The following is a 26,520-nucleotide window of genomic DNA, read 5'->3' on the forward strand; positions in this document are numbered from 1 at the left end:
GGGAAAAGCGATTTTTCAAAGAACTTGGCGCCTTCAGGATTCCCCTTTCCGAAGTTGCATTTAGGAAAACTAGCGGGACACAACGGACACCGACTTACCTTTTTTATTTGGGGTAAAGTACATCAATCCCGGCATAGCCAAAGCAACTAGCAACAAAGGCCAATTATCCAATATTTCACTTGGCGCGAAAATTATGCCGACGATCACGCACGGGATAGATATCGCAGCCGCATGGTGGACATGAAACTTCGCATGCTCTTGCTCGGACCTTGTCCTGCGCTTGGTCTGGTTTTCTTTTGCCCAGTGCTCGACTGCGCCACACAGCCACGGACGCCCAAGGACCCTTGCATCCGACGAGCCGAGCTCCACTCGCAGACTAGATGATCGAATAACAAGCTTAACAATATCAGCTTGCCAGAGAGTATCCAGATGTTCTGGATCTTCCACGCGTACTACCTGAATACCAAGGTGATCACGATGTGCTTGCAGCTCCACATCTTCACTGCCAGCCTTATATAGGAAATCGAGCAGTCCCCTCACGCTCTCTGGCGTCACGAGAACTCGCCCAAGCGGACGACTTGCAATTTCATATTCTTCTGATACTAAGCCAGCCCATCGAATGGTCATGCTTTCAATCCCTTCGTCACGAAAGCCACGACGGCAGCGATAACAAATCCAACAATAGTGACGAAGATGGTCCTTCGATGCCGCGCACGCTCTTCCTGATCTTTACGAAACTCTTCCCATGTTGCTGGAATTACAGTCGCGCAGGAAAAGGACATAGGGCCAAAGTATGCAATCAAGTGCATTAGCAGTACCGTGCCCAATACGAGTGACAACAATAGAGCCTGTTTGAAATGAAAGTCGCCCGGAGCGGTCAGCGCCGGAATTAGGAACAGCATGGCAAGTGGGCTAAATATCAGAGAAGTACGGAAAAGTTGTCGGCGACCTATCGCCCTTCGGGATTTTGGCCAGATTCGCCTACGTCTCGGCTCTGCCCAGATTTTGCGGATATGTTCGCAGTTTCGCGGAGAACCCGTTACGTACGCTTTTGTGTCACCGAGTAAAACTTGAACCGACGTTGCCCGCACCCTGATTCGAGCGAGGCTCTCGTCGGGGAGCGACCGCATGTCATCCGGATCGTCAAACTCGCCCCCATCAAATTCTGCGACCACTTTCGAATCAGAAAGGTTCTCCATTAGCTCGAAGAGGGCTCGAAGGTCGTCAATGGTTACCAGCAGACGAGGTAGATCTACCTGGGCCAGCTTGCCACTGGAGGCGGAAGTCAAGTCACGCTCTGGAACCGACATGACTCCATAGGGTAACAACAGCTCATTTGGGGTGTGCACCCGGCTGCTGATTCTGCCCGTAGGCTGCTCATGTGACCACTGAGCGCGGGGCATGGCGGGTGCACGGGGAGCGGACGATCTACGACAACCGGTATGTCCGGTTGGGGCTGGTGGATGTCGAGCCGCCGGATGGGCGGCGGTTTGAGCACCACGTGGTGCACTTGGATCGGGTTGCGGTGGCCTTGATCGTCAACAGCTGGGACGAAGTACTAATGCTGTGGCGGTACCGGTTCGCCACGGATGAGTGGGGCTACGAGCTGCTGGGCGGCCTCGTGGACGGAGATGAGGAGTCGACCGCGACGGCGTTGCGTGAGGCCAGCGAGGAGAGTGGCTGGGAACCGATAGGAGCCCCTGAACACCTGGTGAGCTTCGAGCCCATCCCGGGGATGGTCACCTCTCAGTTCGACGTCTACTTGTGGCGCGGGGCAAGGCTTATCGGCGAGCCGACCGATGAAGAAGAGGCGGGGACGGTCGAGTGGGTTCCGTTGCAGCGCGTCATCGAGTTGACACGTGAACGGAAGCTTCTCGGGTCCGGAACGTTGGTCGCGCTGCTGTACTACCTGGCCTCACGAGGAGCCGGGAAGGATCAGGGCGCTGAGTCGGCGTAGCTGGCGGTCTGACTTGATCTGCGAGGCGAGGCGCCGCGCTTGGCGAGAGTGTTCGAGCGCGGCGTCTCGTTCGCCTGCTGCGGCGTAGGCGAACGCGAGATCCACCAGAATTCCCGTGCGGGCGCGCGTGAACGCCTCGGGCAAGCGCGGGAGCGCATCGGTGAGCTGGTCGATCGCTTCGGCCTCGCCGAGTTTGCTCAGCGCATTGCCGCGCCAGCGGTCCAGGTGTGATCCGCCGAGGAACAGGAACGGCAACGCTGGATCGACCGGTTCGGCGGGCAAGAGCTGGTCGGCTTGATCGAACGCCCGAAGTGCGTCGTCTCGCTGCCCGACTGCCGAGAGCCCTTCGCCGTGCGCAGCCGCCAACCACGCTCGAAGCAACGCGGGGGCTGCGTCTCCGGCCACTTCACGAGCTACGGCGAGCTGTTCAGCCGCCGCTTCGGTCTCGCCAATGTCGATGAGCACGAACGCCTGCTCGGCGGTGGCGTGCGCGAGCAGCGGCAGCGACATCGCTTCTCGCGCGGCGGTTTTCGCGCGCTCGTAGTGCTCCCACGCCTGCCCGTGCGCGCTGCGGTCGAGGGCTTCCCACCCGGCCAATGTGGACGCTTCGGTGAGCACGCCCGCAAGCGCTTCGCGGTGCCCGCTCAGCGTGCTGTGTCCGAGCAGATTGCTCACCTGGTCGATGTCGCCCCGGAGCCGGTCGAGCATCGTGACGCCGCCGAAGCGTCGATCGATCTGCCGGGCATGGTCCACCTGGAGACGGAAGCTCTCCAGCAGTTCCTGATCAACCCGGCGGGCGACCGCGATGCGGGCGCGTAGTTCGGCGACGTCTTGGTCATCCGGCTCGGACGGGAACCCCAACTCCTCGTCGGTGCGGCCGTAGATCTCGCGGAACAGCCGCCGGTAGGGCTCGCTGACGGACTCGTGCCCGTTCTCCCAGCGGGAGAGCTTCGTTTTCAGGCTCGTCGGCGACATGACCGACACATCTAGCCGTTTCGCGAGTCGGTCGAGCATCCGAATCACGTCGTCGGCCGAGTAGTCGAGCTGCCTGCGAACCACTTGCAAGCGGGTTTTCGGTGTCATCGCATCATCCCCCGATATGCGATCTGACCTGCGTGGTTAATTGCGGTTAATGGGCTGGTGGTTAACCGCAGCCATCTGTGAAAACGCGCTCGACTGCCGTTTCTTGGAGTCATGGACAGCGCACATGGAACGGCCCACCGGGGCAGGCCGGTTGATCGCCGGAGCGGTCGGCTAGCCGCCCGACCCGCCGCCACGTCCGGTCTCCGCGGTGAGCCGCGAGTTCATCTCGTCGAGCGTGTCGGTGATCCGGCGGAGCTGGTGCTCGATGGCCGACAGCCGGCCGGGCACGTCGTCATCGGCAATGGTCAGCGGGTCGCCGACCTCGGGCGGAGTGCGCCGGTCGAGCACGGCCGAGAGGTGTTCGGCGTGCCAGCCCAACGCCAGCGACAGCGCTTCGAGCGTTCGCGCGCTCCGCCGCCGCTGCACGGTGTTGTGCTGCAACTCGCGCACGATCGCCTGCGACACGTGCGAGCGCTCCGCCAACTCGCGCTGCCGCATACCGAGTTCGCTCACGCGCTGGTCAATCGCATGAGCGACCGCAGTCCAGTCCTCCGACACGTATTCCTCCGCGCTCCGCCTCAGCGCCGACATTAGCGCGAACTCTTTTCGACACAGCAACCCCACGCGAGGAACGAGGCACTTCGCGTCTTTTATGCGCTGATATTGGCTTTTCATTCCGCCGAAATGCGCGCATTTCCTCGTTCTCAGGAGACACAAACATGGAAAAGAACTTCGAGAACGCCGGGAGACCGACGTTCTACACGGTTCGGGAAGCGGCGCGGATCATGCGCTGCAACCCCTCGACCCTGTACCGCGCCATCCGGGAGGACTCGTTCCCGGCCGTGCGGGTCCGCACCCGCTATGTGGTCCCGAGTGCCGCCGTGGACCGGCTCGCCGCCGAGGCGAGCGAGTCGGGCGGTCGCGTGGACGTGGCGGAGATGGCCGCCGAGCGCCGGACCGCTCGCGACGTGGCGCGGCTGAACGGGGGTGCGTCGTGGTGAACCCCGAAGAGACCGAACGGCTCGCGCGGATGGACCTGCTGCGGTCGCTGCCGCTGGACGTGCTCACCGACGTGGTCACGGACAACGGCCGGTGCCTGTGGGAGCTCACTGAAGGCGACCCGCCGGAGCCGACCGGCGCCGAGCCCGATCGGGAGTTGGCGGCGCGGCTGTGCGCGGATTGCCCGGTTCGTGACGAGTGCTTGGAGCTGGAGTTCCGTTCCGCCGGAGCGGAGACGGTCGGCGTGTGGGGCGCGCTGTCCGAAGAGGACCGCCGCGCGCTCTACCCGATGTGGCGGGCACGCCGTGAAGCCGAGCGGGGTGAGTGGGAATGACGCTGCAACTCACCCCGGTGCAAGTCCTGGCGGTGGTCGGTGCGCTGCTCGTCCTGATCGGCGTGTGGCGTGCGAGCGCCCGCGCGTCCCGCAAGGCCGCCGAGACCGCGCGGACCGGGGCGCGGCTGGTGTCGCTGACCGGGCGGGTGGTCGCGACGGCGGGCGTGATCGTGCTCGGGCAGTGGCTCGTGATCACGCAAGGCGGCAGCAGCGCGCCGCTGTTCACGGTGCTGGGCATTCCGGCGGCGTTGGCGGCGTACACGCTCACCAAGGCGCTCACGGTCACCACGTCGGAGCCTCCGCACCACCGGAGCCGGAAGCGATGAGCGGGCGGACATCGCGGGACGGGCGGCACTCGCCGCCCGTCCCCTCCGGGGCCGAGCCGGTCGAGCAGGTGCGGCGGCAGGTGGACCGGTTGTGCTGGACGGGAATCCTGCTGGGGCTCGCGTTCACCATGACCAACGTCCAGAGCTTCGCTGCCGGGAACGCGGCCGTGTGGTCGCTGCGGTGGTCGGCGGCGTGGCTGCTCGATCCGATGGTGTCGCTGGTGCTGCTGGCGATTCTGCGGGCCGAGCAAGTCACCGCCCGGTACGGCGTGCACACCGGCGGATGGGTGCGCGGGGCGAAGTGGTTCACGCTCGCCGCGACCTACGTCATGAACACCTGGGAGGCGTTCGCGGACGCCTCAGCCGCGATGGTGGTGCTGCATTCCGTGCCGCCGCTGGTGGTGTTCGTGGCCGCCGAGGCGGTAACCGACCTGCGCGACAAGCTCGGAGAAGTCGCCGCGCTCTCCGCAGCACCACCGCGACCGGCCACGGCGCCCGAGCGAACCGAGCGGAAAGCCGCGCAGCCTCCGCGCCGGACCTCCGCCGACGAGTACCTGTACCGGGCGCGGCAGGCGTGGCAGCCCGACGTGACCGTGACTCCCGCGTGGATTCGCGAAGTCACCGGCTGCTCACGCGGGCTGTCCTCACGGTTGGCCGCCGCGCTCGCTGAGGAAGTGAACACCGAACGGGGCGAGCCATGAACGACGACGCATTTCGAAGCTCCGTGAACGGGGTGGAGCGAGCCGTGTTCGACGCTGAAATCGTGGACGACCAACCACGCCGTGAACGCACACGCTGGTTCGCGCGGTGGTGGCAGCGTTCGCCGCGCGTGCCCGCATCGCTGAAGTCGTGGCCGCTGTTGCGGCAAGCACTCATCGACGCCGCCGCAGCGGTGGCCCGCTCACCGTGGCGGTTCTTGCGGGCCGTCGTCCGAGGCGTGCTGTTCGCGGTGCGCCGGTGGCGGCGGTGGGTGCGGGTGCACGACTACCGCGAGGCCGCCGAGCAGTCCGAGAAGCTGGCCGACAAGTTCTTGGAAATCCGGTCGCTGACACTGTTCCGCTGGAAGGTGACCGGAGCCGTCGCCTTCAGCGTCATCGGTGCGGGCACGGTATTGGGAGTCCTGTTCGGACAAACGGCGCTGTGGGCATCGCTCGCACTGGTCGCTCTGGTGGCAGCCGTGACGGGACGTCGCAAGGAAGGTGCGGCGGGGCGCAAGCGCGTCATCGCCGGTCCGCGTTCGTTCGCGTGGACGATGGATCCGCAAGTCCTCATCGACGCGTTCCGGGCCGCGAAGCTGATCGGCAAGGACGACACCGTGCACCTGGTGGAGCGCGCAGTTCGCTCCGGGCGGGGATGGGCGATGACCGTGGACCTGCCCGCCACTCGCAAGGCCGCCGACGTGATCAAGCAGCGCGAAGCGCTCGCCTCCGCGCTCGCGGTCGACGAGGTGCAGCTCGTCGCCGAGCGGGTACGGGGCAGGCGTGGCCACGCCGGGCGGGTGTTTCTGTGGGTAGCCGACGACGATCCGTACTCCGGTCCGCCGCTGCCGTGCCCACTGCTGTCGGTGGATTCCTGGGATGCCTGGCGAGCGGTGCCGTTCGGGCGCGACGCGCGGAACCGGCGGATCGACCTGCCGTTGGTGTGGACCTCGCTGCTCGTGGGCGCGATCCCGCGCCAGGGCAAGACATTCGCCGCCCGGCTCGCCACCGCCGGCCTGGTCCTCGACCCGCACGCACGGCTCTACGTCTTCGACGGCAAGGGAGGAAACGACTGGGACGCCGCCGAAGCCGTCGCGCACCGCTTCGTGCGCGGCGACGACGACCAGCACGCCGAAGCGGTGCGCGACCACCTCACCGAGCTGGTCGGCGAAGTGCAGCAGCGCTACACCCGCATGTCCACACTGGACGACGAACTGTGCCCGGAATCGAAGATCACTCCTGCCATCTCGCGGGACGCCGACCTCGGGATGCCCATCACGGGCGTGATCCTGGACGAAGTACAGGTCTTCTTGGACAACCCGAAGCGCCAAGACGTCGGCGAGGTGAAGACGACGCTCGGCGCGCACATCGCCGATCTACTGGCCTACCTCGCGCGGAAAGGACCGGCGGTCGGCGTGGTGGTCATCCTGGCCACACAGCGGCCTGACTCCGCCACCATCCCATCCCGGCTGCGCGCCGTACTCGGCTCGCGGTTCGCGCTGCGGGTGATGGACTGGCGCGACTCCAACATCGTGCTCGGCGACCAGATGAACACCCGCGGCTACGACGCCTCCACCCTGCTACCAAGCCACAAAGGAGTGGGGATCCTGCGGCCGGACGGTGAAGCCGACGTCAGCGAGGACGTGCTCGCGATGACCGTGCGGACCTACTACCTGCCCAACCCCGAATGGCGCACCCTCTGCCAGCGAGGCCGAAAGCTGCGCGAAGCAGCGGGCACCCTCACCGGGCACGCGGCGGGCGAGACAAGTGCAGGAAGGATCGATCCGTCCACAGTGGCAACCGCAGTCGGCGCGACCGCGCCGGAGCCGACCACGCTGCCCGAACCGCTCGGCGCCGTGCTCGACCACCTCGGCGACGACCTGGAAGCACGCGAGTTCGTCTCCACCGCCGAACTCACCGACGCACTCGACCTGGAACCGACCGCGTTCGGACGACGCATGGGCGAACTCGGCTGTCAGCCGCGCCGAGGCCGCCTCACCGACGAGACCGGCACCGCGCGGCAGGTACGCGGCTACTACACCGCCGAACTCCGGGCCGTCATCGAACACCACCGGTCCGAGGATGTCCCGTAGCCGTCACACACCCGTCCCGGACGGGACAGCCCGTCACACCGAGCGGGACAGGTTTCCGACTCCGATGACGTGCGGAGACGATGAAAGTGACGGGTGGGACGGGTCTCGTTGACCCGGCCCACCCGTCACTATTCGCGGCCCTGCACGCCGAATCGGGTCGCCTCTGTGGAACCCGTCCCGGTGTCTAGAAGCGGCGCAGCGCGTCCCGCACCGCCCGCAGCACAGCGAGCGACGGACGCCCGGACTCCTCGACCTCGTCCGGCTCAGGCTCCGCCTGCGGGAACGGCGTGAGAAAGATGATCGTCGGAAGGTCGGCGTTCAAGTCGCCACACCACGCCGTGACGTAGCCGCCGCGCTCGCGAGAGTGCTGACCGCCGGACATGATCAGCGGCTCGGCTGGTCGAGCACCGTGCACCGATCCGCCCGCGCCCGCAGCATCCCCGCGAGAGCCTCCATCGCCTCAGCAAGGTCTCGGTGCTCGTCGCCATCGAACCGGTCCTCGGGAATCCGGTGCGCGGCGTCGTCGATCGCCCATTGCGCCCGCCGCAGCAACACCGCGATCGCAGCAGTGTCAGCGGCGCTCATGCGTCTCCACCTCCTGAAGACGCGCAGTCAGGTGCGCGAGGAAGGTCTTCGCCCCGCCCCCGGCGAGCCCGAGCAGGACTCCGCACGGCTTACCGGGCAGCACCAGGCACACCATGCCGTCCTCGTTCACGTACGAGTCGATCGGCGAGTCCGAGCGCACCACCGACACGACGTAGTCGGAACCGTCCAGTCCGCAACCGGCGCGATGGCGACCTGTTCGCAACTCCACGGGCGAACACCTCCACGGCTGGGATCACGGCCGGAGCCGACGTTCGGGGTCGTCGACCCCGGCCGTGACCGGGCGCCCGGCGGTGACGGGTGAGAGGCGGAGCGCCACCACCGGGCGGTTCTGGTGACCGCAGGTACACGGTCCATGTCAGACTGAAACCAGCTTCACAAACAGCCGACATCAGCGGAACGACCCGAACACGACATACGGACGACTTCCGCTTCGGGGACGGGAGGACCACCGGTGCGCCCTTACCGCACGCTGCTCGAACAGAAAATCCGAGAACGCCGCATGACTTTGGAGGAGTTCTGCACCTACGCCGAGAACTTCGCCCGCGAACACGGAGAACCAGGAACCCTCAGCCTCCGCCACCTCCAACGCCTCGTGGCAGGCAAAGGGCCGAAAGGCCAGCCGCTCGGACCCATCCGCCCGGCGACCGCACGCCTGCTGGAACGCATCTTCGAGGTCGGCAGCAATAATCTTCTGTCCCCACCCGCACAAGTCTTCGCGACACGTGATGACGATGCCGCTGAACTCCGTGAACGAATCCAGAAAGCACGCCGCATCGACGAAGGAATCTTGAAAGGCCTTCGCAGTCAACTTGACTCGATACGACGCATGGACCGCCAGTTTGGGGCGATAGTCACACACAACGAACTCTTGGCAAAGATATCCCACATTCGCGACTTCCTTACCTACAGCCTAACTGGGAACATTCGCCGAGAACTAGCAATACTTGCCTCAGAAATGCACGCCCTTGCCGGATGGCAATCGCTAGACATGGGACACTGTTCAACTTCTTGGTATCACTACGAACAAGCAAAATCCGCCGCCCTAGAAACCGAAAATATCACTTACTACGCTCACGCTACCGCCGAACAGGCTTTTACATTAATTGACCTTGGCGAAGCAACCACGGCAGTCGATTTGCTCGATTCCACCCGTCAAAAAGTGGAACGCTCCTGCCCTCGACTCCTGCGCGCTTGGCTTGCAGCTTCGCACGGCGAGACGTTGGCAGCAAATAGTCAACATGACGAAGCACTGGACCTCTTCGACGAATCCGCCCGACTTCTTCCTGTCGAGCACGCCGAACCTATAGGACCATACATAGTACTTGACGAAACCCACCTAGCACGTTGGCGCGGACACGCTGCATCCCACTCAGACCACATTGGATCAATCAGCATCTCAAAAAGGGCACTTCGCCGTCTAGATCCAACATTTGCACGCGCAGAAACCTCCCTCCGCGTTGATCTAGCTACCGCATTTGCGGCACTAGACAGGTCGAGCGAATCCATCAATCAGATCCGACGTGCTCGCGATATAGCCCAAAGGATCGGCTCTGCTCGGCAGCTGAAAAGAATCACCTCGATCGAAGCCAAAGCGCGCCGAAGCTAGAGCGCTCACAAATTGCCAAAACTCCAACAACCTCATCCGCCCACTTTGGCCTGCAAGAAGCCTATAAGCTTGTCCATTTGACCGGTCGACGAATAATAAGCGAGAACAGTTATCACAGCGACCGCCGCGATAACCCTTGAATGTCTAGCAAGTGCGTCGTCAATCATGAGCAAGAAACGACTCATCCGAGACGACCGAGCATGTTCTACCTGCTCAATTTCTATTGTGAGGACCTTGGGTAGTCTCTTGCAGGTGGCCACTAGGTCGTCGTTCATGGCCAGAGTGGTCGCCGCCGAGAGCAATACATCGACTCTGCCGTCATGCTTGCGAATCCTTGTAGCTTCACTTCGAAGCTCCAGGGATAGCGCAGAGTAGAGCCTTGAGATTTCATCATACTGAATCTTTGCATATCTCCCCCTTATCCGAGGAAGACATTTTTCAAGAGCATCGGCAACAACGAACAAGTGTTGATGTTTGACATTTCTCCATCTCGCCAGGCGAAACCCTTCGCCGTGGCCGGACGGCATCGTGTTTTTAAAGAGCATCCCCGAAAGGCAGATCGTTATCAACTTTCGATGCAAGTTCCGGCGATCCGAAACTCGCATCACCACCCACATCAAAAGCCCCGGCGCCGCAACACTGAAAATCCCAGAAAACATCAAATACTGATACTCCGCAGAATCCTCGTCGAGCAGGTCGAGATGATCGCCAATCCGACATATTACTGCTATATATGCCTGAGCAGCAGTCACGATGACAATTTCGGAATTGGTTTGATGCAATGCAGCCAATCGAATGGCGTCTGCTTTCTTTTTTGGCGTTTCTCCATCCACCCAGGAAGTCCAAGCATGACAAATGTCCGCATTTTCGCGCGCAGTTCGCGGGTTTACTTTAAAGATGATCGCGAACACCAAGAAAGCTGAGCCAAAAGCAGGCATAGAGATCAGGATTGCCGCACCCTGTCCGCCCATTTTATCGGCAAAACTAGATATCAATAAAGCAATGGGTGCACATACTGCCACTAAAGACAGTGGAACTAAAATGAAGTGTCGCCACCAAGCTCCTACCCGCAGAGAGTATCGCGACAGCTCGCCTGCCAGCAAAGCAGATAAGGTCATGTTCGATATAAAAAATACGACCATCCACGGGATAGCTTCGCCGAACAGATTGGTAATTTCATTGCTCACCTAGAAAAAATACAGTAGATGAAACAACATGTACCGAGTAGCTGGATCTCTCACACTGATGGAGCAGCCGTGCTGGCCAACGATCGTTCTAGAGGCCCCTGGGTGCGAGTCTGGGTGCGAGCCTCGGCCCGCGATGCCCGCAGAGCGACGTCTATGCCACCGATCCGCGCCCGTTGCCGCAGGACAGAACCAGAGCGACAGCACTCGGCCGACTCAAAATCCGTACAGTGTCAGTTCGACTCTGACCGGGGGCACCAGCTTTCACCAGCGGAAACAAGCGAAGATCTGGATCATGGTTTGGTCCGCTGGGTGCGACGTTCTCAGGATCTACCGAATCGCCCTGGCGCCTTGCGAGCCAACAGACCAAAGAGATCTACGGCCAGCCTGCCACCGTCGCCGCAGGACAACGCAGCGCCGCCCTTGGAGAGCCGTCATCCTCGGCAGAGATCCTTTCCGTTAGATAAGCGGCTCTTTTTACGGAATCGCAATTCGCAACGCCGCCTATCACAGCTGGACATATCACGCAAGTGGACTGCCGCGTAGCCGCTAGGTGGCGATTTTATTTCCTCGGCAAGTGGCTCCTGACGTGCCGAACCGGCCTCTGCGCCCCGTAGGACTCGGACAGCAGCAGCGCTCGCGAGAAATTACAACACAGAAGACGAGAACTGTGATACTCGTTAAGCATGCCAGCAAAGAAGACTTGGAAGCCGTTGGAGCGTATTGGTCCACCCAGGACTTCGTATGGAACCAAGGCAGACTAATCCCTGAAGTCGAAAAAATATTCAAAGAGACCCACCCAAGAAATGCCGAGCCCACCGAAGAAGAAGTAAAGTCATGGAGCGAAAGCGCTTTCTGGCTCTCCTCGGTTCTCTACAACCTCGGACTCGGCAAGATCTGGTTGTTTATCGAGTACCTCGTCGATCCCAGCATGAACCCTATCGACGTAGTTCTTGCTGGATACCACCCAGACGGACGGTTCAGTTTCGCTGTGATCGAACTGAAGCAGTGGAGCAGCATCGGGCGCCCAAATTTCGATACACCGAAAGGATTGTGGTGCCGAGACGAAAGTACTGGGCGACCGACTCGGGCGGATTCGGCCAGATCGGCTGCGTGCATACCGCCCAGGGACTCGAATATGAATGGGGTGGCGTAATCATTGGACCAGATCTCACCTGGGATGAGACAAAGTGGAAGATTCATCGTGAACATGTGTTGAACAAAGCCAACAAGATTCGTTCTGATGAAGATCTTCTGCGCGCGATCCGAAATGCTTATGGCGTCCTCCTGACTCGATCGATACGTGGCACCGTTATCTATTCTGTTGATCCGGCGACCAGAAAGCTCTTTGCCGAACTCGGCCTCCAGCGGGTGTGAGAGCACGGAACTCACCGACGTTTTTCGGCTCTCGACGCGCGTGACAGCCTGACCAGTAACGGGTGCCCCGCGTAAATAGCGGACCAGCCCCGTCCCCGACGGGGCTGGCTCGAATTCGATCTACACCTAGGATTCATGCCGAAGGTGCGACACAGACAACAGCCATCCCATCTCAACGAACTTTACTGGTTGAGTCTAGCGCCCTGTTTGATCCGTCGATGTCCACCAACCGGGCAACCAAGGTCGTCCTCGCCGATTCCGACGGAAGGGCCTCGCTAAACTTAAGTCCGTCCAGAATATTTTCTCAATATCGGGTGGCAACCAGCGGGCTGTGGTCACGGCAGCAGCGACTCCAAAAACGAGCCGCATCGGCCCGCCGACCGCTGCGCAGGGCGTGACCGATCGTCGGTACGGCTGCCCGGATCGCTGCTGCGGACCCGGCGCGGCGTCAGCGCAGGGGTCTGCGGGCGACTCCGGCCCAGATCGAGGATTGTGCCGGTTCTGAGAACTTCAGCTTCCGGGAGTGGTTCGGGCTGTAGTCCTCGGGGTGCCACCCCCAGGTCCAGGCCATTCCGGGGTCCATCAGCTCGAAATCGCCGAACAGGTCGCGGATCTCATCGCGGGTCCGCCAGATCACCGGGCTCGACGACGCGTCGTACATGCGCTTGATCCCGGCGAGGTTCTCCTCCATGCCGGGGGGTAATCCGTCGTCGGTCAGGTGCGAGATCGCCAGGTACGAGCCCGGTGACAGCAATTCGCGGTAGCGCTTCATCACGGTCGGTGAGATGTCGACGCCGTCCGGGCCGGGTTGCTGCACGTGCAGGACCGCGATCAGCAGGACGGCGATGGGCTCGTCCATGTCCAGCACGCCGGTTTCGATGGCGCGCTGCCACAACTTGTTGGGGTTGCGGAAATCGGCGTTGATGGCCGCGTGGCGGTCCGGGTCGCCGTGCTTCTCCAGCAGCATCTGCGAGTGCGCCACGGCGACCGGTTCGTTGTCGACGTAGACGACCCGCGAGTCGAGATCGAGCTCGTCGGCGATGGAGTGCGTGTTGCCCATGGTCGGCACGCCCGAGCCGATGTCGATGAACTGCCGGACTCCGTGGGCGACCAGGCGGCGCACCGCTCGGTGCAGGAACAGCCGGTTGCTGATGGCGATCGGGCGCAGCACCGGGTACTCGTCGAGCACGCTCTGCCCGAAGCCCCGGTCGATGGCCCAGTTGGCCTTGCCGCCGAGGTAGAAGTCGTAGACGCGCGCGACGCTGGGCTTGCTCAGATCGACGCTCTGCGGAGGGAACGGGTCCTCATCCATCTTGCTCATTCGCATGATCCTTCTATCCCGGCCGGGCGATCGGCAACACATCGTAGCTTTGTGATCATCCTCGGTGAACGGCGCACGCGGGTCGCGGGCTCGACCTGGTCAGAGGACCTCCGGGGAGCGGTGGAGGGCACGTCCCGAGGGACGTGCCCTTCTCCTCGCTTGCACGGTCAGGTGTCACCCGTTGATGTGGCTCCCTCCGGCGACGTCCACCGCGGAGGGGTCTCGCGCCGGCGTTCCTCGGTGCGCGCCGGGTCAGCGAGCGCAGATCGAGTGGAGCGCTTCGTCCAGGGCCGCGCGGTGGATCTGGTCGAGGTCGGCCGACTCGGTCGCTACCGCTCGGTCCAGGGTCGGGGCGCAGTCCGGGGCCTCCCGCAGGGGTTCCGCCGCTTCGAGGGCGGTGATGATCTCAGTGCCGATGCGGTCGAGTTCGGGACGGATCGTGGTGAGGTCCGGCTTCTCCGACGGCCGCAGGGCGGGTTGCTCAGCCCACTGGCGCAGCAGGTCGTTCTGCACCTGGGTGCTCGCGGCGATCTGGTCCTGGAAGACCTGCGCGGCCCACTCGGGGTCCACTCCGGCGCGGGCGGCATCGGCACGGGCTCCGTCGATGACGACGGCTTCGCGGGCCGGGTCGGTGACGGCCTTGCCGGTGCCGAACTTCGAGGCGGCGACCTGGTCGGAGAGCACCGCCCGCTCCTCTGCCAGCCGCACGAGGTCGGTGATGCCGTCCGCACCCGCCACCGGCTGCGCGGCCGCGGGTTCCGCCGGTGCCCCGCACCCCGCCAGCAGCAGCGCGGCGACGAACACGGCGGCAGGGGTGATCTCGACTCGCTTCACGTTCTTCCTCCTCGGGGAACCACGACGATCCGCGGTGCACACGAGCGTGCCGTGATCATCGTCCTCCCCGTCCGCTCCCGGCGCCACGATCGATCCCGGTCGGGACAACCCTCGCCGCCGGACGGACCACGGACCGCACCCATCGACTCCTGGCGGATGCGGCCCGCGGCGGCCGGGCGTCACGCGGGCAGCAGCGGCCAGACCGTGATCGTGCTCTTGAGCTCGGCCCGCTCCGGCCATTGCGCGGCGACGTACTGCGGATCGATGCTGTCGGCCGTCGGCAGGGCGAACAGGGCCGCCGTGGGCACCTGCGCGGTGGGTTCGGCGTTCGGGTCCTGGGTGATCCTCGCCCGGCCCGGCGAGTCCGCGGTGATGCGGACCTCGGGCGAGTGCTCGCCGGGATTGTCGATGTCGACGGGCAGCTGGTCGCTGATGAAGTGGAACGACATCGCGTGCGGGTAGCCCTGCAGCACGCAGTCGGTGGCCGGGTCGGCGGCGGTGAAGTCGAGGGCGAACTCCTCGGGCGAGACCTGGTCGACGGTGACCCGGAGGTCGTCCGGGCCGCACCAGTCGTCCTCGGCGGCGACGGCCGCGCCGGTGCCGACGACCGCGGTGGCGGCGACGGTGGCGGTCACGGCCAGGAAAGCGGCGCTGCGACGGATGTTCATGCGTGTCCTCCTCGGGACGAACCTTCTCGATCACCCGGTGGACGCCGATGCGGACCGCGCGGATGCCGTCGCGTCGGGCTCGTCACGTCGGAGCAACCTGGGAGGCTTAGGAACGTCCGCAATGCGACCTGATCCGGCTGGTGCGCGCCGTGACGAAGGCGGCCCGGCGAAGTCAACCGGGCCCCGGGAAGACGCTGCCGCAGCCGGGAAACCTCATCGCCCCGCGTCGCGGTAGGTGGTGCCGGTGAGGTTGGGGGCGGTGCCGTCGTAGAGGCCGGTGGGGCTGGTTTCGGTGGAGAGCGTGAACCAGGAGTAGCGCTCCACGAACGGGAGTCCTTCGAGCATCTCGGTGGAGTTGCGGACGAAGTCGGCCTGCTCCTGCTCGCTCGGGTAGCGCGGCTGCCCGCCGGAGAAGTCGATGAGCGCGTATTCGGTGAGCCAGACCGGTTTCCCGTAGCGGTCGTGGACGGCTTGGACGTAGCTGCGCAGGTGTTCGGTCGCCTCCGGGGAGAAGTCCGCGCCGTACCAGTGCAGCGGGATGAAGTCGACCTGCAGACCTCGTTCGGCGGCCCCCTGCATGAACCGGTCGAGCCAGCCACCGTCCAGGTCGGCGCCGGTGGCGACGCCGGGGGCGCTCAGGCGCATCCCGGTCTCCTGCAGCTGCGGCCACAGGTCGAGGGCCTGCTCGACGGTCATGTCGGCCTGTTCGGCCATGTCGGGTTCGTTGAACGCCAGCAGGGTGGAGCCGGAGGCCTTCGCCGCGTCGAGGGACTGCTGGTTCACCTCGTCGGCGCCCCAGATCATCGGGACGAACTCGGTGCCTTCGGGCGCGGGGACGTCCTGGTCGTCGGCGGACCAGTCGTAGAACCAGCTCACCCCGACGTCGCCCAGCGCTTCGTCGACGCCGGCGACGTCGTTGACGCTGACGCCCTTCTTGGCGGCGTCCTCGGCCGCGGAGGTCGCGGGAACCAGCAGCAGGGTCACGACCGCCGCCAGCGCGGGCAGCAGCGATTTCCGGGTGAACATCAGATCCCCTCGTGGAAGGTCACGGTGAAGCCGTCGCAGGACGGGCAGTTGCGCATGACGTCGTTGCCGGGTTCCTGGTCGTGCTTGGACCACGCGTACGCCCGGGGGCAGTGCTCCTGCACCGCGTCGCTGTAGGGCGTCCGCTCGTCCCGGCTGGGGTTGGTGCACAGCTGCGGCTGCCCGTCCGCGCCGTCGGTGAGGTTCTCCGGCGGGCAGTGCTCCAGGAGCGGTTCGGAGCAGCCGACCTGTTCGCACTGGCCGGAGTCGGGCGGCGGTTCGGCGCCGGTGGGTTCGATCGTGATCGGCAGGGCCACCGCGTTGACGTAGCTGACGTTGTACCAGGGCGCCCCGGCATCGTTCGGGTCGAAGTTGAACTCGGCCAGGCCGGTCGGCTGCTCGCCCGTGGTGCAAGTGCCGGGTTCGGTCCCGCAGTCCCCCACGGCGCAGTGGAACGATTCGCCGGGCTCGCCGGAGCAGTCCTGGCGCGCGAAGAACTTGCCGCGCCAGTACTGCGGTTCGCCGGACTCCGGGACGGTGATCGTCGCCGATTCGCCGTCGGCCAGCACCGGCAGGTCGGTGAGCTGCTGCGAGCCGTCCGCGTTCACGTTGGCGCCGATCCACAGCGTCTCGCCGGAGCGGTTGGCGAACGTGATCGTGCGGTCGGCGGCCGACGTTCCCTGGGCCGTCGCCGCTCCTGCGCCGAACAGCAGCAGGAGTGCGACCGCGAGCAAGGACGCTGTTTTCCGCATGAGCCCTCTCGGAGTGGTCCGGGGATTTCGACCTCATCGTAGGACGCGCACGACCCGTCGATTCGCCTGAAGTTTTCCCGTATTTCGCGGCGACGACGACGTCGGAATTCATCCTTGCGGCGGTTTCGGCGAATGCGGACGCCGGTTTTCACCTTGGTCGCGGCGGGGTTTCCCGGGACTTCGCGCAACCACGTCCTCGGCGATCATGAGACGTTAGGATCGCGGCCATGTGGTCGTTGCCGTGGGCCGATGTGCTGGTGGGCGGGCAGGGGCGGTCATGGCGGACCGTTCCGCAGGAGCGATCGGTGCTCGTGGTGGTGCACACGGTGACCGCGGCGACCCGGCTGTTCGACGTGCTCGGGCTCTGGTCCGGCGATCACCGCGTGCAGACCGCCTTCACCTGCACTCGAACCAGTGCTTTCACCAGCGGGACGGAAGAATTCCTGCGGGAGCGGGGAATTGAGCCGATCCCGTGGGAACAGGCGGTGGAACGCGAATTCGACCTCGCCGTCGCCGCCAGCTACGGCGGCCCGCTGCACGCGCTCCGCGCACCGTTGATCATTCTTCCGCACGGAATGGGGTACAACAAGTTCGCGCCCGGCGACCGGCATCGGGAATCCGCTCGCAACCCCGTTTTCGGCCTCTCCGAATCCACCTTGGTGCACGACGGCCGTCTCGTTCCGTCCGTCGCGGTCCTGTCCCACGCCGAGCAGCGGGATCGGCTGCGGGAGTACTGCCCGGAAGCGCTCGACGTCGCGCTGATCGCCGGTGACCCGTGCTTCGACCGGATGCTGGCGAGCCGTCCGCTGCGCGAGACCTACCGGCAGCGGTTCGGCGCCGGCCCGGACCGGCGCGTCGTCGTGGTCTCCTCCACGTGGGGCGGGGAATCGCTGCTCGCCCGCTGCCCGTCGCTCGTCGCCCGGCTCGCCCGGCGCCTGCCGCTCGACGAGTACCGGATCGTCGTGGCGCTGCACCCGAACATCTGGTCCGCGCACACGCCGTGGCAGGTCCGCGGCTGGACCGACGAGTGGACGCGCGCCGGTGCCACCGTCCTGCCACCGCACGAGGGGTGGCGCGCGGCGCTGGTCGCCGCGGACGTCACCATCGGCGACCACGGCTCGGTCACCTTCTACTCGGCGGCGCTCGGCGTGCCGGTGCTGCTGGCCTCCGCTCCGGTGGAGGCCGTCGACGCCGTCTCCCCGATCGCCCGCTTCCTGCGCGCCGCGCCGCGGCTCGATCCGGACGGTGATCTGCCCGCCCAGCTAGAGTCGGCGATCTCCGCGCACGCGCCGGAGCGCTACGACTCCATCGTCGAGCACACCACCTCGGTCCCGGGCGAATCGGCGCGGCTGCTGCGATCCACCGTGTACGAGCGGCTCAAGCTCGACGAGCCGCTCTTCGAGGCCGAGACCACCGCCGTGCCCGTCCCGCCCGCGGCTCCGGCCGGGCCGAGCAGCCAAGTCGTCCATCTCGAAGTCCACCGGCACCGAGCCGTGGCGACGCGGCTGCCCGCCGAATCGCTGCGGGAGGCGCAGCGGCTGCCCGCCGACGCGGTGCTCGTCGCCACCACCTCCGAACCGACCCGCCGCTGGCTGGAGTGGGCCGAGATCCTGCTGCACGACGATCGCTGCGCCGATCCGCGGCAGTGGATCCGCGCCACGCTCGCCCGGCTGCCGACCGCGACGCTCGCGGTGACGCGCGACGAGGCGGGGCGCTGGGTGGTGGGCGGTCGCGACACGCCCCTCGTTCGCTTCACCGGCCCGGACGATCTCGGCCCGGTGTTCGCCGCCTTCGTGCACCACCGGATCGCATCGGCGGAGCAGAGCCTGCCCCCGTCGGTGACCTCCCGGCTCGGCAGGCGGGTCGCCTCCGCGCGGGTGGAGGTGGACTGAGCGCGGCGGCTCAGCCGCGCCGCTGCTCGGCGAGGACCTGTTCGGCCTGGTCGAGGAATCCCCAGGTGCGGTAGATCGACGCGGCGCGCTCGAAGTGCTCGCGCGCCTCGTCCGGGGCATCGGCGGCGACGGCGCGAGCGCCGAGCGCGTGGTGGATCTGGGCGATCTCGAAGTGGCGGTTCTCGCCGGTCATGTGCCGCAGCGCCGCGTGCAGATCGGCCTGCGCCTGCTCCGGGTGGCCCAGCTCCACCGCCCGGATTCCGCGCCACAGCAACGACTTGTGCTCGTTGTGCACGTCCGGTTCGGGCAGCGACCGGAACCCCTCGACGGCTTCGCCGAGCAGTGCCACGGCCGCGTCCGGGTGCTCCACCGAACCGAGGTGCATCTTCGCCAGGGACGTGCGGCGCTGGTCGTCGATCTCCGCGGCCAGTACGAGGTTGTGCCGCAGGAGTTCCCGCGACGCGTCCCGGTCGCCCTGCTCCCGGCGGGCGATGCCGAGCGATTCGACCGCCGTGGCCGCCAGTTCCGGGAGGTCCTGCTCGCGCGCGATCCGCTCGGCGCGGGCGAACAGTTCCGCGGCCTTGTCCCGTTCGCCGCGGTGCCGGAAGGCGAAACCCCGTTGCACGAGCGCGAGTCCGGCCGCGAACGGGTGCCCGTGGTCGTCGGCGACGGCGACGGCGTGCTCGTTGACGGCGTCCATGTCGTCGAGGTGCTTGGCCCGCTCGTGGAACGGCCACAGCGCCACCGCCAACCGGCACACCTCGGCGTCGCCGTCGTCGTGCAGCAGCCCGGCGACCGCGCGGAGGTTGGCGCGTTCGGCCTCCAGCCACGCCTCCGGTTCGGACACCGACCCGGTCAGATCCAAGTCCGGCCAGAGCCGTTCCAGCCAGCCGCGTTGCGGCATCACCGCGTTGCCCGCCGGAACGGCCGTGTCCACGTAGAACCGCAGGAACCGCGCTCGCACTGCGGGATCGGTGCCGAGCCGGCGCGCGTGGGCGCGCACCAGCCCGTCCACGAAGAACCGGCCCCGCGCGCCTTCCTGCACCAGACGTGCGTCCACCAGCCGGTCCAGGCCGTCGCGGACGTCGTCCTCGCTCGCTCCCAGCGCCGCGACGAACGCGGGCACGCCGACATCACCGGAGCCCGGGTGCAGGCCGAAGGCCGCGTAGAGCAGCCTGGTCTGCTCGTCGAGCCGGTCGACGGCGGTGTTGAGCACGGCGGTCACCGACAGGGACTCGTCGCGGGACAGCACGGCCAGGCGCCGGTCCTCGCGAGCCAGTTCCCGCACGAGCCGGTCGACGGAGCGCTGCGGCCGGTCCGCCAGCAGCGCTCCCGCCACGCACAGCGCCAGCGTGGACCCCTCGCACCGCTCCACGAGCGCGTCGACGTTCTCCGGTTCCGCTTCCGGTCGCGGGTCGTCGGCGGGCAGGATCCGCTTCAGCAGCAGCCGCGCGGATTCCGGGCTCAGCGGATCGAGCTCGACGTACGCCGCTTTCTCCCGCTGCCGCAACGCACCCAGCGGACCGGCCTCGGTGACCAGGACGACCGAGCGGCCCTCCCCCGGCAGGAACCAGCGGACCTGCGCGGCGGTGACCGCGTCGTCGACGACGACCACGACGTTCTTACCGGTGCTCCAGGAGCGGAAGAAGTTGGACCGGCCCTGCACCGTCGCGGGGATCTCCGACGCGGTGTAGCCGACGGCGATGAGGAAGTCGCGCAGCGCTTCGCTCTCCGCGCCGGATTCGCCGTCGGTTCCGGACAACCGCGCGTAGAACCGGCCCGCGAACTCGCCACCGTGGTCGGCGACCCAGCGGAACGCCGTCTCGCTCTTGCCGCCGCCGAGCGGGCCGCGGACCACGACGACCCGAGGTGCCGCGTCGCCGGATATCGCGAAGCGGACGGCTTCGGTGATCGCCCGGAGCTGGCGCTCGTTGTTGGTGTAGGACCGGGTCGGCTGCGGCACCTGCCTGGGCGGGTGCTCGGCGGGCCGGGACGGGGCGTAGAAGTGGATGCCGCCCTCGACGTGCCCGGCCTGCGCGACCGCGTGGGCCGATCCGTCGAAGCTGTTGCCGGTCACCGTCGATCCCCCTGGCGTCCGAAGATCACCGGGGCCACCCTAGCGCGAGGTGACCGTCCGCGACCACGACATCACCGAACCCGCCCCGCCGGTGCCGGCACGTCCGTCGAACCGGTCCGCGTTCGGCGGCGGCGTCGGGCCACCGAGGCTGGACGGCGTCGAGCGCGAAGTGGTTCTCTCGACGCGAGAACCGTCCGGACCGCACGGGGAGGGCTCATGACCCACCGGCCGGAATCGCCGTCGAGCGCCGTACCCGGGCACCTCACGCAGGAGCGGCTGGAGATCCGGCTCCGGATCATCTCGGACGAACTGCCGGGCAAGACCTCATGACCACGACGGAGGTAGCAGGATGACCCGCGACGCGGTGATCGTCGAACCGGTCCGCACGCCGGTGGGGCGCTACGGCGGGGTGTTCTCCCGGATTCCGGCGGCGGAACTCGCCTCGACCGCGATCCGGGCGGTCCTGGACCGCAGCGGGGTGCCCGCCGAGCAGGTCGACGACGTCCTGTTCGGCCAGTGCTATCCGAACGGGGAGGCTCCGGCGATCGGCCGCGTCGCCGCGCTCAACGCGGGACTTCCCGTCGAGGTGCCCGGCATGCAGGTCGATCGCCGCTGCGGATCGGGATTGCAGGCCGTGCTCGACGCGGCGATGCGGGTGCAGACCGGGGTCGCCGACGTCGTGCTCGCGGGCGGCGCGGAGAGCATGAGCCTGGTCGAGTTCTACTCCGACCAGATGCGCTGGGGCGTGCGCGGCGGCGGGATCGAACTGCACGACCGGCTCGTCCGGGCCCGGCTCACCGCCGGAGGCGAGCACCACCCGGTGCCGGGCGGGATGCTCGAAACGGCCGAGAACCTGCGCCGGGAGCACACGATCCCGCGCGCGGAGCAGGACCGGCTGGCCCTGCGGTCGCACCGGCGGGCCGTGGCCGCGATCGACGACGGCCGCTTCGCCGAGGAGATCGTGCCGGTCACCGTCCCCGGCAAGCGCGGACAGGGCGACGCCCTCGTCGACCGCGACGAGCATCCCCGCGCCGACGCGTCGGAAGAATCCCTGGCAGCGCTGCGGCCGGTGCTGCGCGCGCAGGACCCCGAGGCCACCGTCACCGCGGGCAACGCCAGCGGGCAGAACGACGGCGCCGCCGCGTGCCTGGTGATGAGCCGCGCGAAGGCCGACGAGCTCGGGCTCACGCCGATGGCGCGGCTGGTGTCGTGGGGCGTGGCCGGGGTCGCGCCGCGCACGATGGGCATCGGGCCGGTGCCCGCCACCGCGAAGGCGCTGGCGCGGGCGGGGCTGGCGCTCGCCGACCTGGACCTGATCGAGCTCAACGAGGCGTTCGCGGCGCAAGTGCTCGCCTGCACCCGCGAATGGGAGTTCGGCGACGGCGACTTCGACCGCCTCAACGTCAACGGTTCCGGTATCTCCCTCGGCCACCCGGTGGGCGCGACCGGGGTGCGGCTCCTGACGACGCTGCTGCACGAGATGCGCCGCCGCGAGAGCCGCTACGGCTTGGAGACCATGTGCATCGGCGGCGGCCAGGGCCTGGCCGCGATCTTCGAGCGGATCTCATGAGCCCGCTGGAGGGCGTGCGGATCGTCGAGTGCGCGAGCTTCGTCGCCGGGCCCTCGGCCTGCCTCGCGCTCGGCCAGCTCGGCGCGGACGTGATCAAGGTCGATCCGCTCGGCGGAGCCGCCGACCAGCACCGCTGGCCGCTGGCCCCGAGCGGGCGCAGCCTCTACTGGACCGCGCTGAACAAGGGCAAGCGGTCGCTGGCGGTGGACCTGCGCTCGGACGAGGGCAAGGAGCTCGTGACCGCGCTGATCACCGCGCCCGGCCCGGAATCCGGCGTGCTCGTGAACAACAGCGTCGGTCGCCGGTGGCTCGCGCACGAGGTGCTGACCGCCCGGCGCCCCGACCTGATCCACCTGCGGGTGCAAGGACATCCCGACGGCAGACCCGCCGTGGACTACACGGTCAACGCCGAAGTGGGCGTGCCCGGCATCACCGGCGACGAGCAGGGTGCGGCGCCGGTCAACCACGTGCTGCCCGCCTGGGACCTGATCACCGGCATGACGGCGGCGACCGGGGTGCTGGCCGCGCTGCGCGAGCGCGCGGCGACCGGCCGCGGCTCCTGCGTCGAACTGGCGCTGGCGGACGTCGCCACGGCCGGGGTCGCCAACCTCGGCTGGCTCGCCGAAGCGGAGCTGCGCGGCGGCGACCGGCCCCGCCACGGCAACCACGTCTACGGCAGCTTCGGCGTGGACTTCGAGACCGCCGACCACCAGCGCGTCATGGTCGTCGCGCTCACCGGGGGCCAGTGGACGGCGCTGCAGGAGGCGACCGGCACGACGGACGTGTTCGCGGCCCTGTCGGAACCGCTCGGCGCGGACCTCGACCAGGAGGCCGACCGCTACCGGCTGCGCGAGACCATCGCCGCGATCCTGCGGCCCTGGTTCGCGGCGCGGACCTTGGCGCAGGTCCGGGAGCGCTTCGACGCCGGGCGGGTGCTGTGGAGCCGCTACCGGGGCATGGCCGACGTCGTCGCCGAACACCGCGCGTCCACAGCGGAAACGGTGCTGACCTCCGTCGACCAGCCCGAGATCGGGCCGTCGGTCGCCGCGCGCTCCCCGCTGCGGTGGGGCGGCGAGTACGACGGCGCCTCCCCCGCGCCGCGCTTGGGCGAGCACACCGACGACGTGCTCACCGAAGTGCTCGGCTTGAGCCCGGCGGAACTGGGCGGGCTGCACGACCGCGGCGTCATCGCGGGAACCGGCTGACCGACGTCGCGGTCCTACATCGTGAACGGTGTGAAAAAAGAGGGCGCAAAATCTTGATCGGTTCCAGACTGCCGATCAGAATGCTGCACGTGCCCAGGACGACCGCGGACTTCGAGCGGATGCTGCGCGAGGCGGATCTGCGCGTGACCCGCCCGCGCACCGCCGTGCTGACCGCGGTGCACGAACACCCCCACGCCGGCACCGATTCCATCCTCGAAGCGGTGCGCGAACGGCTCCCGAAGGTCTCGCACCAAGCCGTCTACGACGTGCTGCGCGCACTGACGGGAGCGGGGCTGCTGCGCCGGATCCAGCCGATGGGTTCGGTGGCCCGCTACGAGGCGCGCGTCGGCGACAACCACCACCACGTGGTGTGCCGATCGTGCGGAGTGATCGCCGACGTCGACTGCGCGACGGGCGCGGCTCCCTGCTTGAGCGCCTCCGATGGTCACGGCTTCGCCATCGACGAAGCCGAAGTCATCTACTGGGGAACCTGTCCCACCTGCACTACCTCTGATCCCGAACAACGCACTGATCCCGAAAGGACTCCCGGTGACCGACAGCCCTGACACCGAGACCGGTGGTTGCCCCGTCGCGCACGGCGGCCGCATCCCCCACCCCACCCAGGGGAACGGCAACGACACTTGGTGGCCGAACCGGCTGAACCTGAAGCTGCTGGCGAAGAATCCCGCGGTCGCCGACCCGCTGGGCGAGGACTTCGACTACGCCGCCGAGTTCAAGACCCTGGACCTGCCCGCGGTGAAGCGCGACGTCCTCGACGTCCTCACCACCTCGCAGGACTGGTGGCCCGCCGACTTCGGGCACTACGGCCCGCTGATGATCCGGATGGCGTGGCACAGCGCCGGCACCTACCGGGTCAGCGACGGCCGCGGCGGCGCCGGATCCGGGCAGCAGCGGTTCGCGCCGCTCAACAGCTGGCCGGACAACGTCAGCCTGGACAAGGCCCGCCGCCTGCTGTGGCCGGTCAAGCAGAAGTACGGCCGCAAGCTGTCCTGGGCGGACCTGCTGGTGCTCGCGGGCAACGTGGCGCTGGAGTCGATGGGCTTCGAGACCTTCGGCTTCGCCGGTGGCCGCGTCGACGGCTGGGAACCCGAGGACGACGTGTACTGGGGCTCCGAGACGACCTGGCTCGGCAGCGACCAGCGCATCTCCGGCGGTGAGCAGCGCAATCTGGAGCAGCCGCTGGGCGCGACCCACATGGGCCTGATCTACGTCAACCCGGAAGGCCCGGAGGGCAAGCCGGACCCGGTGGCCGCCGCGCGCGACATCCGCGAGACGTTCGGCCGGATGGCGATGAACGACGAGGAGACCGTCGCCCTCATCGCCGGCGGGCACACCTTCGGCAAGACCCACGGTGCCGCCCCGGACTCCAACCTCGGCCCGAACCCGGAGGCCGCGCCGCTGGAAGCGCAGGGCCTCGGCTGGTCCAACGCCCACGGCACCGGCAAGGGCGCCGACACCATCACCAGCGGCCTGGAGGTCACCTGGACCTCCACGCCGACGCAGTGGGGCAACGGCTTCTTCGAGAACCTCTTCGGCTACGAGTGGGAGCTCTACCAGGGCCCCGGCGGCGGCTGGCAGTGGAAGCCGAAGGACGGTGCCGGTGACGGCACGGTGCCCGACGCCCACGACTCGGCGAACAAGATCGCGCCGAACATGCTCACCACCGACCTGTCGCTCAAGCTCGACCCGATCTACGAGCCGATCTCGCGGCGGTTCTGGGAGAACCCGGCGGAGTTCGCGGACGCGTTCGCCCGCGCCTGGTTCAAGCTGACCCACCGCGACATGGGCCCCGTCGACCGCTACGTCGGCCCCGAGGTCCCGTCCGAAGAGCTGATCTGGCAGGACCCGATCCCCAAGCCGGACCACGAGCTCATCGGCGACGCCGAGATCGCGGCGCTGAAGGCGGACATCGCCGCCTCCGGGCTCACCGTGCGCCAGCTCGTCTCCACGGCGTGGGCCTCGGCGTCCACGTTCCGCGGCAGCGACAAGCGCGGCGGCGCCAACGGTGGCCGCATCCGCCTCGAACCGCAGCGCAGCTGGGAGGTCAACGAGCCGGAGGCGCTCGCGACCGTCATCACCGCGCTGGAGGGCATTCAGGAGTCGTTCAACGCCGGGTCCGGCGCCAAGAAGGTCTCTTTCGCCGACCTGGTCGTGCTGGCAGGCGGCGTCGGTGTCGAGCGGGCCGCGAAGGCCGCCGGATTCGACATCGCGGTCCCGTTCACGCCGGGCCGCGGCGACGCCACCGCCGAGCAGACCGACGCCGAGTCGTTCTCGCACCTCGAACCGGCCACCGACGGGTTCCGCAACTACGCGGGCAAGGGCTCGACGCTGCCCGCCGAGTACCAGCTCATCGACCGGGCGAACCTGCTCACCCTGAGCACGCCGGAGCTGACCGTCCTCGTCGGCGGCCTGCGGGTGCTCGACGTGAACCACGAGCAGTCGCAGCAGGGCGTGCTCACCGACCGGCCGGGCACGCTCACGAACGACTTCTTCGTCAACCTGCTCGACCTGGGCACGACGTGGAAGCCCGCCGACGAGTCCTCGACGACGTTCGAAGGCACCGACGGCTCCGGCAAGGCCATCACCGGCAGCCGCGTCGACCTGGTGTTCGGCTCGAACTCCGAGCTGCGGGCCGTCGCCGAGGTCTACGCCGCCGCCGACGCCCAGGAGAAGTTCGTCGGCGACTTCGTCAAGGCCTGGACCAAGGTCATGAACCTGGACCGGTTCGATGTTGCCTGAATCTGGGCTCGGGTTGCTCTGGTAGTCGGGTAGCGGAACCTCAGCGGGCTTCTCGCTGCGGGATCTTTTTCCCAAGTGGCTCCGCCACGAGGGAAAAAGCCGTCCTAGGGTGGCGGCAGCGGACGACCCGATGCGCGAAGAGCGTCTGGTGCGAT

General features: G+C 67.0%; 27 protein-coding genes and 1 tRNA gene. 14 read left to right on the forward strand and 14 right to left on the reverse strand.

Annotated elements, in window-relative coordinates; genetic code table 11:
* Positions 1–69 precede the first annotated feature (69 nt).
* A complete protein-coding gene (locus tag ACWD38_RS19790; RefSeq protein ID WP_450124633.1) occupies positions 70–627 on the reverse strand; it encodes a hypothetical protein in 558 nt (185 codons plus the stop codon).
* The gene (locus ACWD38_RS19795) at positions 624–1,310 is read right to left on the reverse strand and encodes a hypothetical protein (RefSeq protein ID WP_450124634.1); all 687 of its coding nucleotides are present in this window, start codon (positions 1,308–1,310) and stop codon (positions 624–626) included. The genes ACWD38_RS19790 and ACWD38_RS19795 overlap by 4 nt, the downstream gene beginning before the upstream one ends.
* A 71-nt stretch (positions 1,311–1,381) precedes the next feature.
* Here ACWD38_RS19795 and ACWD38_RS19800 point away from each other — a divergent pair, with 71 nt between their 5' ends.
* Positions 1,382–1,957, forward strand: a complete 576-nt coding sequence (locus tag ACWD38_RS19800; RefSeq protein ID WP_450124635.1) for an NUDIX hydrolase — start codon at positions 1,382–1,384, stop codon at positions 1,955–1,957.
* Here ACWD38_RS19800 and ACWD38_RS19805 read toward each other — a convergent pair.
* Together ACWD38_RS19805 and ACWD38_RS19810 are read right to left on the reverse strand one after the other, a co-directional pair.
* The gene (locus ACWD38_RS19805) at positions 1,916–3,040 is read right to left on the reverse strand and encodes a tetratricopeptide repeat protein (RefSeq protein ID WP_450124636.1); all 1,125 of its coding nucleotides are present in this window, start codon (positions 3,038–3,040) and stop codon (positions 1,916–1,918) included. The two genes, ACWD38_RS19800 and ACWD38_RS19805, sit on opposite strands and share 42 nt — an antisense overlap.
* Before the next feature lie 171 nt (positions 3,041–3,211).
* Entirely contained in the window at positions 3,212–3,598 is a 387-nt protein-coding gene (locus tag ACWD38_RS19810) for an XRE family transcriptional regulator (protein ID WP_450124658.1), read from the reverse strand.
* A 161-nt stretch (positions 3,599–3,759) separates the two neighbouring features.
* Between ACWD38_RS19810 and ACWD38_RS19815 the strand changes: the two genes are divergently transcribed.
* Genes ACWD38_RS19815 through ACWD38_RS19835 form a run of 5 tightly spaced genes read left to right on the forward strand, consistent with a single transcriptional unit; the run spans position 3,760 to position 7,490 of the window.
* Positions 3,760–4,041: a helix-turn-helix domain-containing protein gene (locus tag ACWD38_RS19815; protein WP_450124637.1), complete on the forward strand. Its 282-nt coding sequence runs from the start codon at positions 3,760–3,762 to the stop codon at positions 4,039–4,041.
* Positions 4,038–4,373, forward strand: a complete 336-nt coding sequence (locus ACWD38_RS19820; RefSeq protein ID WP_450124638.1) for a WhiB family transcriptional regulator — start codon at positions 4,038–4,040, stop codon at positions 4,371–4,373. The genes ACWD38_RS19815 and ACWD38_RS19820 overlap by 4 nt, the downstream gene beginning before the upstream one ends.
* Positions 4,370–4,699, forward strand: coding sequence for a hypothetical protein (locus tag ACWD38_RS19825; protein WP_450124639.1), 330 nt, complete (start codon positions 4,370–4,372; stop codon positions 4,697–4,699). Before ACWD38_RS19820 ends, ACWD38_RS19825 begins: the two co-directional genes overlap by 4 nt.
* Positions 4,696–5,400 (forward strand): hypothetical protein, encoded by a 705-nt coding sequence (locus ACWD38_RS19830; RefSeq protein ID WP_450124640.1) that lies wholly within the window; start codon positions 4,696–4,698, stop codon positions 5,398–5,400. Before ACWD38_RS19825 ends, ACWD38_RS19830 begins: the two co-directional genes overlap by 4 nt.
* On the forward strand, positions 5,397–7,490 hold the full coding sequence (locus tag ACWD38_RS19835) for a cell division protein FtsK (RefSeq protein WP_450124641.1): 2,094 nt from the start codon (positions 5,397–5,399) through the stop codon (positions 7,488–7,490). The genes ACWD38_RS19830 and ACWD38_RS19835 overlap by 4 nt, the downstream gene beginning before the upstream one ends.
* A 184-nt stretch (positions 7,491–7,674) precedes the next feature.
* Here the strand turns inward: ACWD38_RS19835 and ACWD38_RS19840 are convergent, their stop codons facing one another.
* The 3 genes from ACWD38_RS19840 to ACWD38_RS19850 form a co-directional block, all read right to left on the reverse strand.
* Entirely contained in the window at positions 7,675–7,812 is a 138-nt protein-coding gene (locus tag ACWD38_RS19840; RefSeq protein WP_450124642.1) for a hypothetical protein, read from the reverse strand.
* Positions 7,813–7,874: 62 nt separating this feature from the next.
* Positions 7,875–8,075, reverse strand: coding sequence for a hypothetical protein (locus ACWD38_RS19845; protein ID WP_450124643.1), 201 nt, complete (start codon positions 8,073–8,075; stop codon positions 7,875–7,877).
* Positions 8,062–8,304, reverse strand: a complete 243-nt coding sequence (locus tag ACWD38_RS19850) for a hypothetical protein (RefSeq protein WP_450124644.1) — start codon at positions 8,302–8,304, stop codon at positions 8,062–8,064. The genes ACWD38_RS19845 and ACWD38_RS19850 overlap by 14 nt, the downstream gene beginning before the upstream one ends.
* Positions 8,305–8,547: 243 nt before the next feature.
* On the opposite strand from ACWD38_RS19850, the gene ACWD38_RS19855 reads away from it, so the two are divergent.
* Positions 8,548–9,702: a hypothetical protein gene (locus tag ACWD38_RS19855; protein ID WP_450124645.1), complete on the forward strand. Its 1,155-nt coding sequence runs from the start codon at positions 8,548–8,550 to the stop codon at positions 9,700–9,702.
* A gap of 32 nt (positions 9,703–9,734) precedes the next feature.
* On the opposite strand, the gene ACWD38_RS19860 is transcribed toward ACWD38_RS19855, so the two are convergent.
* On the reverse strand, positions 9,735–10,889 hold the full coding sequence (locus ACWD38_RS19860; protein ID WP_450124646.1) for a hypothetical protein: 1,155 nt from the start codon (positions 10,887–10,889) through the stop codon (positions 9,735–9,737).
* Positions 10,890–11,055: 166 nt separating this feature from the next.
* Between ACWD38_RS19860 and ACWD38_RS19865 the strand changes: the two genes are divergently transcribed.
* Together ACWD38_RS19865 and ACWD38_RS19870 are read left to right on the forward strand one after the other, a co-directional pair.
* Positions 11,056–11,146, forward strand: a tRNA-Leu gene (locus ACWD38_RS19865).
* A 796-nt stretch (positions 11,147–11,942) separates the two neighbouring features.
* The gene (locus tag ACWD38_RS19870) at positions 11,943–12,263 is read left to right on the forward strand and encodes a DNA/RNA helicase domain-containing protein (protein WP_450124647.1); all 321 of its coding nucleotides are present in this window, start codon (positions 11,943–11,945) and stop codon (positions 12,261–12,263) included.
* A 448-nt stretch (positions 12,264–12,711) separates the two neighbouring features.
* On the opposite strand, the gene ACWD38_RS19875 is transcribed toward ACWD38_RS19870, so the two are convergent.
* The 5 genes from ACWD38_RS19875 to ACWD38_RS19895 form a co-directional block, all read right to left on the reverse strand.
* On the reverse strand, positions 12,712–13,584 hold the full coding sequence (locus ACWD38_RS19875; RefSeq protein WP_450124648.1) for an SAM-dependent methyltransferase: 873 nt from the start codon (positions 13,582–13,584) through the stop codon (positions 12,712–12,714).
* 252 nt (positions 13,585–13,836) lie between these two features.
* Positions 13,837–14,418, reverse strand: a complete 582-nt coding sequence (locus ACWD38_RS19880) for a chorismate mutase (RefSeq protein WP_450124649.1) — start codon at positions 14,416–14,418, stop codon at positions 13,837–13,839.
* 179 nt (positions 14,419–14,597) lie between these two features.
* The gene (locus ACWD38_RS19885) at positions 14,598–15,086 is read right to left on the reverse strand and encodes a hypothetical protein (protein WP_450124650.1); all 489 of its coding nucleotides are present in this window, start codon (positions 15,084–15,086) and stop codon (positions 14,598–14,600) included.
* Positions 15,087–15,299: 213 nt separating this feature from the next.
* Entirely contained in the window at positions 15,300–16,112 is an 813-nt protein-coding gene (locus tag ACWD38_RS19890; protein WP_450124651.1) for a glycoside hydrolase family protein, read from the reverse strand.
* Positions 16,112–16,861 (reverse strand): thaumatin family protein, encoded by a 750-nt coding sequence (locus ACWD38_RS19895; protein ID WP_450124652.1) that lies wholly within the window; start codon positions 16,859–16,861, stop codon positions 16,112–16,114. Before ACWD38_RS19895 ends, ACWD38_RS19890 begins: the two co-directional genes overlap by 1 nt.
* A 227-nt stretch (positions 16,862–17,088) precedes the next feature.
* Here ACWD38_RS19895 and ACWD38_RS19900 point away from each other — a divergent pair, with 227 nt between their 5' ends.
* Positions 17,089–18,753, forward strand: coding sequence for a hypothetical protein (locus ACWD38_RS19900; RefSeq protein WP_450124653.1), 1,665 nt, complete (start codon positions 17,089–17,091; stop codon positions 18,751–18,753).
* Between the two features lie 10 nt (positions 18,754–18,763).
* Here ACWD38_RS19900 and ACWD38_RS19905 read toward each other — a convergent pair whose 3' ends face one another.
* Complete coding sequence (locus tag ACWD38_RS19905; RefSeq protein WP_450124654.1) at positions 18,764–20,830, reverse strand: hypothetical protein; 2,067 nt, start codon at positions 20,828–20,830, stop codon at positions 18,764–18,766.
* Positions 20,831–21,179: 349 nt separating this feature from the next.
* Here ACWD38_RS19905 and ACWD38_RS19910 point away from each other — a divergent pair, with 349 nt between their 5' ends.
* From ACWD38_RS19910 to katG, 4 genes are all read left to right on the forward strand, one after another.
* Entirely contained in the window at positions 21,180–22,400 is a 1,221-nt protein-coding gene (locus tag ACWD38_RS19910; RefSeq protein WP_184480814.1) for an acetyl-CoA C-acetyltransferase, read from the forward strand.
* Positions 22,397–23,605 carry a CoA transferase gene (locus ACWD38_RS19915; protein ID WP_450124655.1) on the forward strand — a complete coding sequence of 403 codons (1,209 nt, stop codon included), beginning with the start codon at positions 22,397–22,399 and terminating at the stop codon, positions 23,603–23,605. Before ACWD38_RS19910 ends, ACWD38_RS19915 begins: the two co-directional genes overlap by 4 nt.
* A gap of 119 nt (positions 23,606–23,724) precedes the next feature.
* On the forward strand, positions 23,725–24,171 hold the full coding sequence (locus ACWD38_RS19920) for a Fur family transcriptional regulator (protein ID WP_450124659.1): 447 nt from the start codon (positions 23,725–23,727) through the stop codon (positions 24,169–24,171).
* Positions 24,155–26,365: a catalase/peroxidase HPI gene (gene katG, locus ACWD38_RS19925; protein WP_450124656.1), complete on the forward strand. Its 2,211-nt coding sequence runs from the start codon at positions 24,155–24,157 to the stop codon at positions 26,363–26,365. Before ACWD38_RS19920 ends, katG begins: the two co-directional genes overlap by 17 nt.
* Positions 26,366–26,520 lie beyond the last annotated feature (155 nt).

The organism is Saccharopolyspora sp. NPDC002578 (assembly GCF_053592695.1).

Excerpts from the sequence above, each read along its gene's own strand:
- ACWD38_RS19915 (WP_450124655.1), top strand. The coding sequence starts at position 22,397 with ATGAGCCCGCTGGAGGGCGTGCGGATCGTCGAGTGCGCGAGCTTCGTC.
- ACWD38_RS19835 (WP_450124641.1), top strand. The coding sequence starts at position 5,397 with ATGAACGACGACGCATTTCGAAGCTCCGTGAACGGGGTGGAGCGAGCC.
- ACWD38_RS19920 (WP_450124659.1), top strand. The coding sequence starts at position 23,725 with ATGCTGCGCGAGGCGGATCTGCGCGTGACCCGCCCGCGCACCGCCGTG.
- ACWD38_RS19895 (WP_450124652.1), bottom strand. The coding sequence starts at position 16,861 with ATGCGGAAAACAGCGTCCTTGCTCGCGGTCGCACTCCTGCTGCTGTTC.
- ACWD38_RS19890 (WP_450124651.1), bottom strand. The coding sequence starts at position 16,112 with ATGTTCACCCGGAAATCGCTGCTGCCCGCGCTGGCGGCGGTCGTGACC.
- ACWD38_RS19910 (WP_184480814.1), top strand. The coding sequence starts at position 21,180 with ATGACCCGCGACGCGGTGATCGTCGAACCGGTCCGCACGCCGGTGGGG.
- ACWD38_RS19795 (WP_450124634.1), bottom strand. The coding sequence starts at position 1,310 with ATGTCGGTTCCAGAGCGTGACTTGACTTCCGCCTCCAGTGGCAAGCTG.
- ACWD38_RS19815 (WP_450124637.1), top strand. The coding sequence starts at position 3,760 with ATGGAAAAGAACTTCGAGAACGCCGGGAGACCGACGTTCTACACGGTT.
- ACWD38_RS19845 (WP_450124643.1), bottom strand. The coding sequence starts at position 8,075 with ATGAGCGCCGCTGACACTGCTGCGATCGCGGTGTTGCTGCGGCGGGCG.
- ACWD38_RS19805 (WP_450124636.1), bottom strand. The coding sequence starts at position 3,040 with ATGACACCGAAAACCCGCTTGCAAGTGGTTCGCAGGCAGCTCGACTAC.
- ACWD38_RS19790 (WP_450124633.1), bottom strand. The coding sequence starts at position 627 with ATGACCATTCGATGGGCTGGCTTAGTATCAGAAGAATATGAAATTGCA.
- ACWD38_RS19830 (WP_450124640.1), top strand. The coding sequence starts at position 4,696 with ATGAGCGGGCGGACATCGCGGGACGGGCGGCACTCGCCGCCCGTCCCC.
- ACWD38_RS19825 (WP_450124639.1), top strand. The coding sequence starts at position 4,370 with ATGACGCTGCAACTCACCCCGGTGCAAGTCCTGGCGGTGGTCGGTGCG.
- ACWD38_RS19885 (WP_450124650.1), bottom strand. The coding sequence starts at position 15,086 with ATGAACATCCGTCGCAGCGCCGCTTTCCTGGCCGTGACCGCCACCGTC.
- ACWD38_RS19900 (WP_450124653.1), top strand. The coding sequence starts at position 17,089 with ATGTGGTCGTTGCCGTGGGCCGATGTGCTGGTGGGCGGGCAGGGGCGG.
- ACWD38_RS19875 (WP_450124648.1), bottom strand. The coding sequence starts at position 13,584 with ATGAGCAAGATGGATGAGGACCCGTTCCCTCCGCAGAGCGTCGATCTG.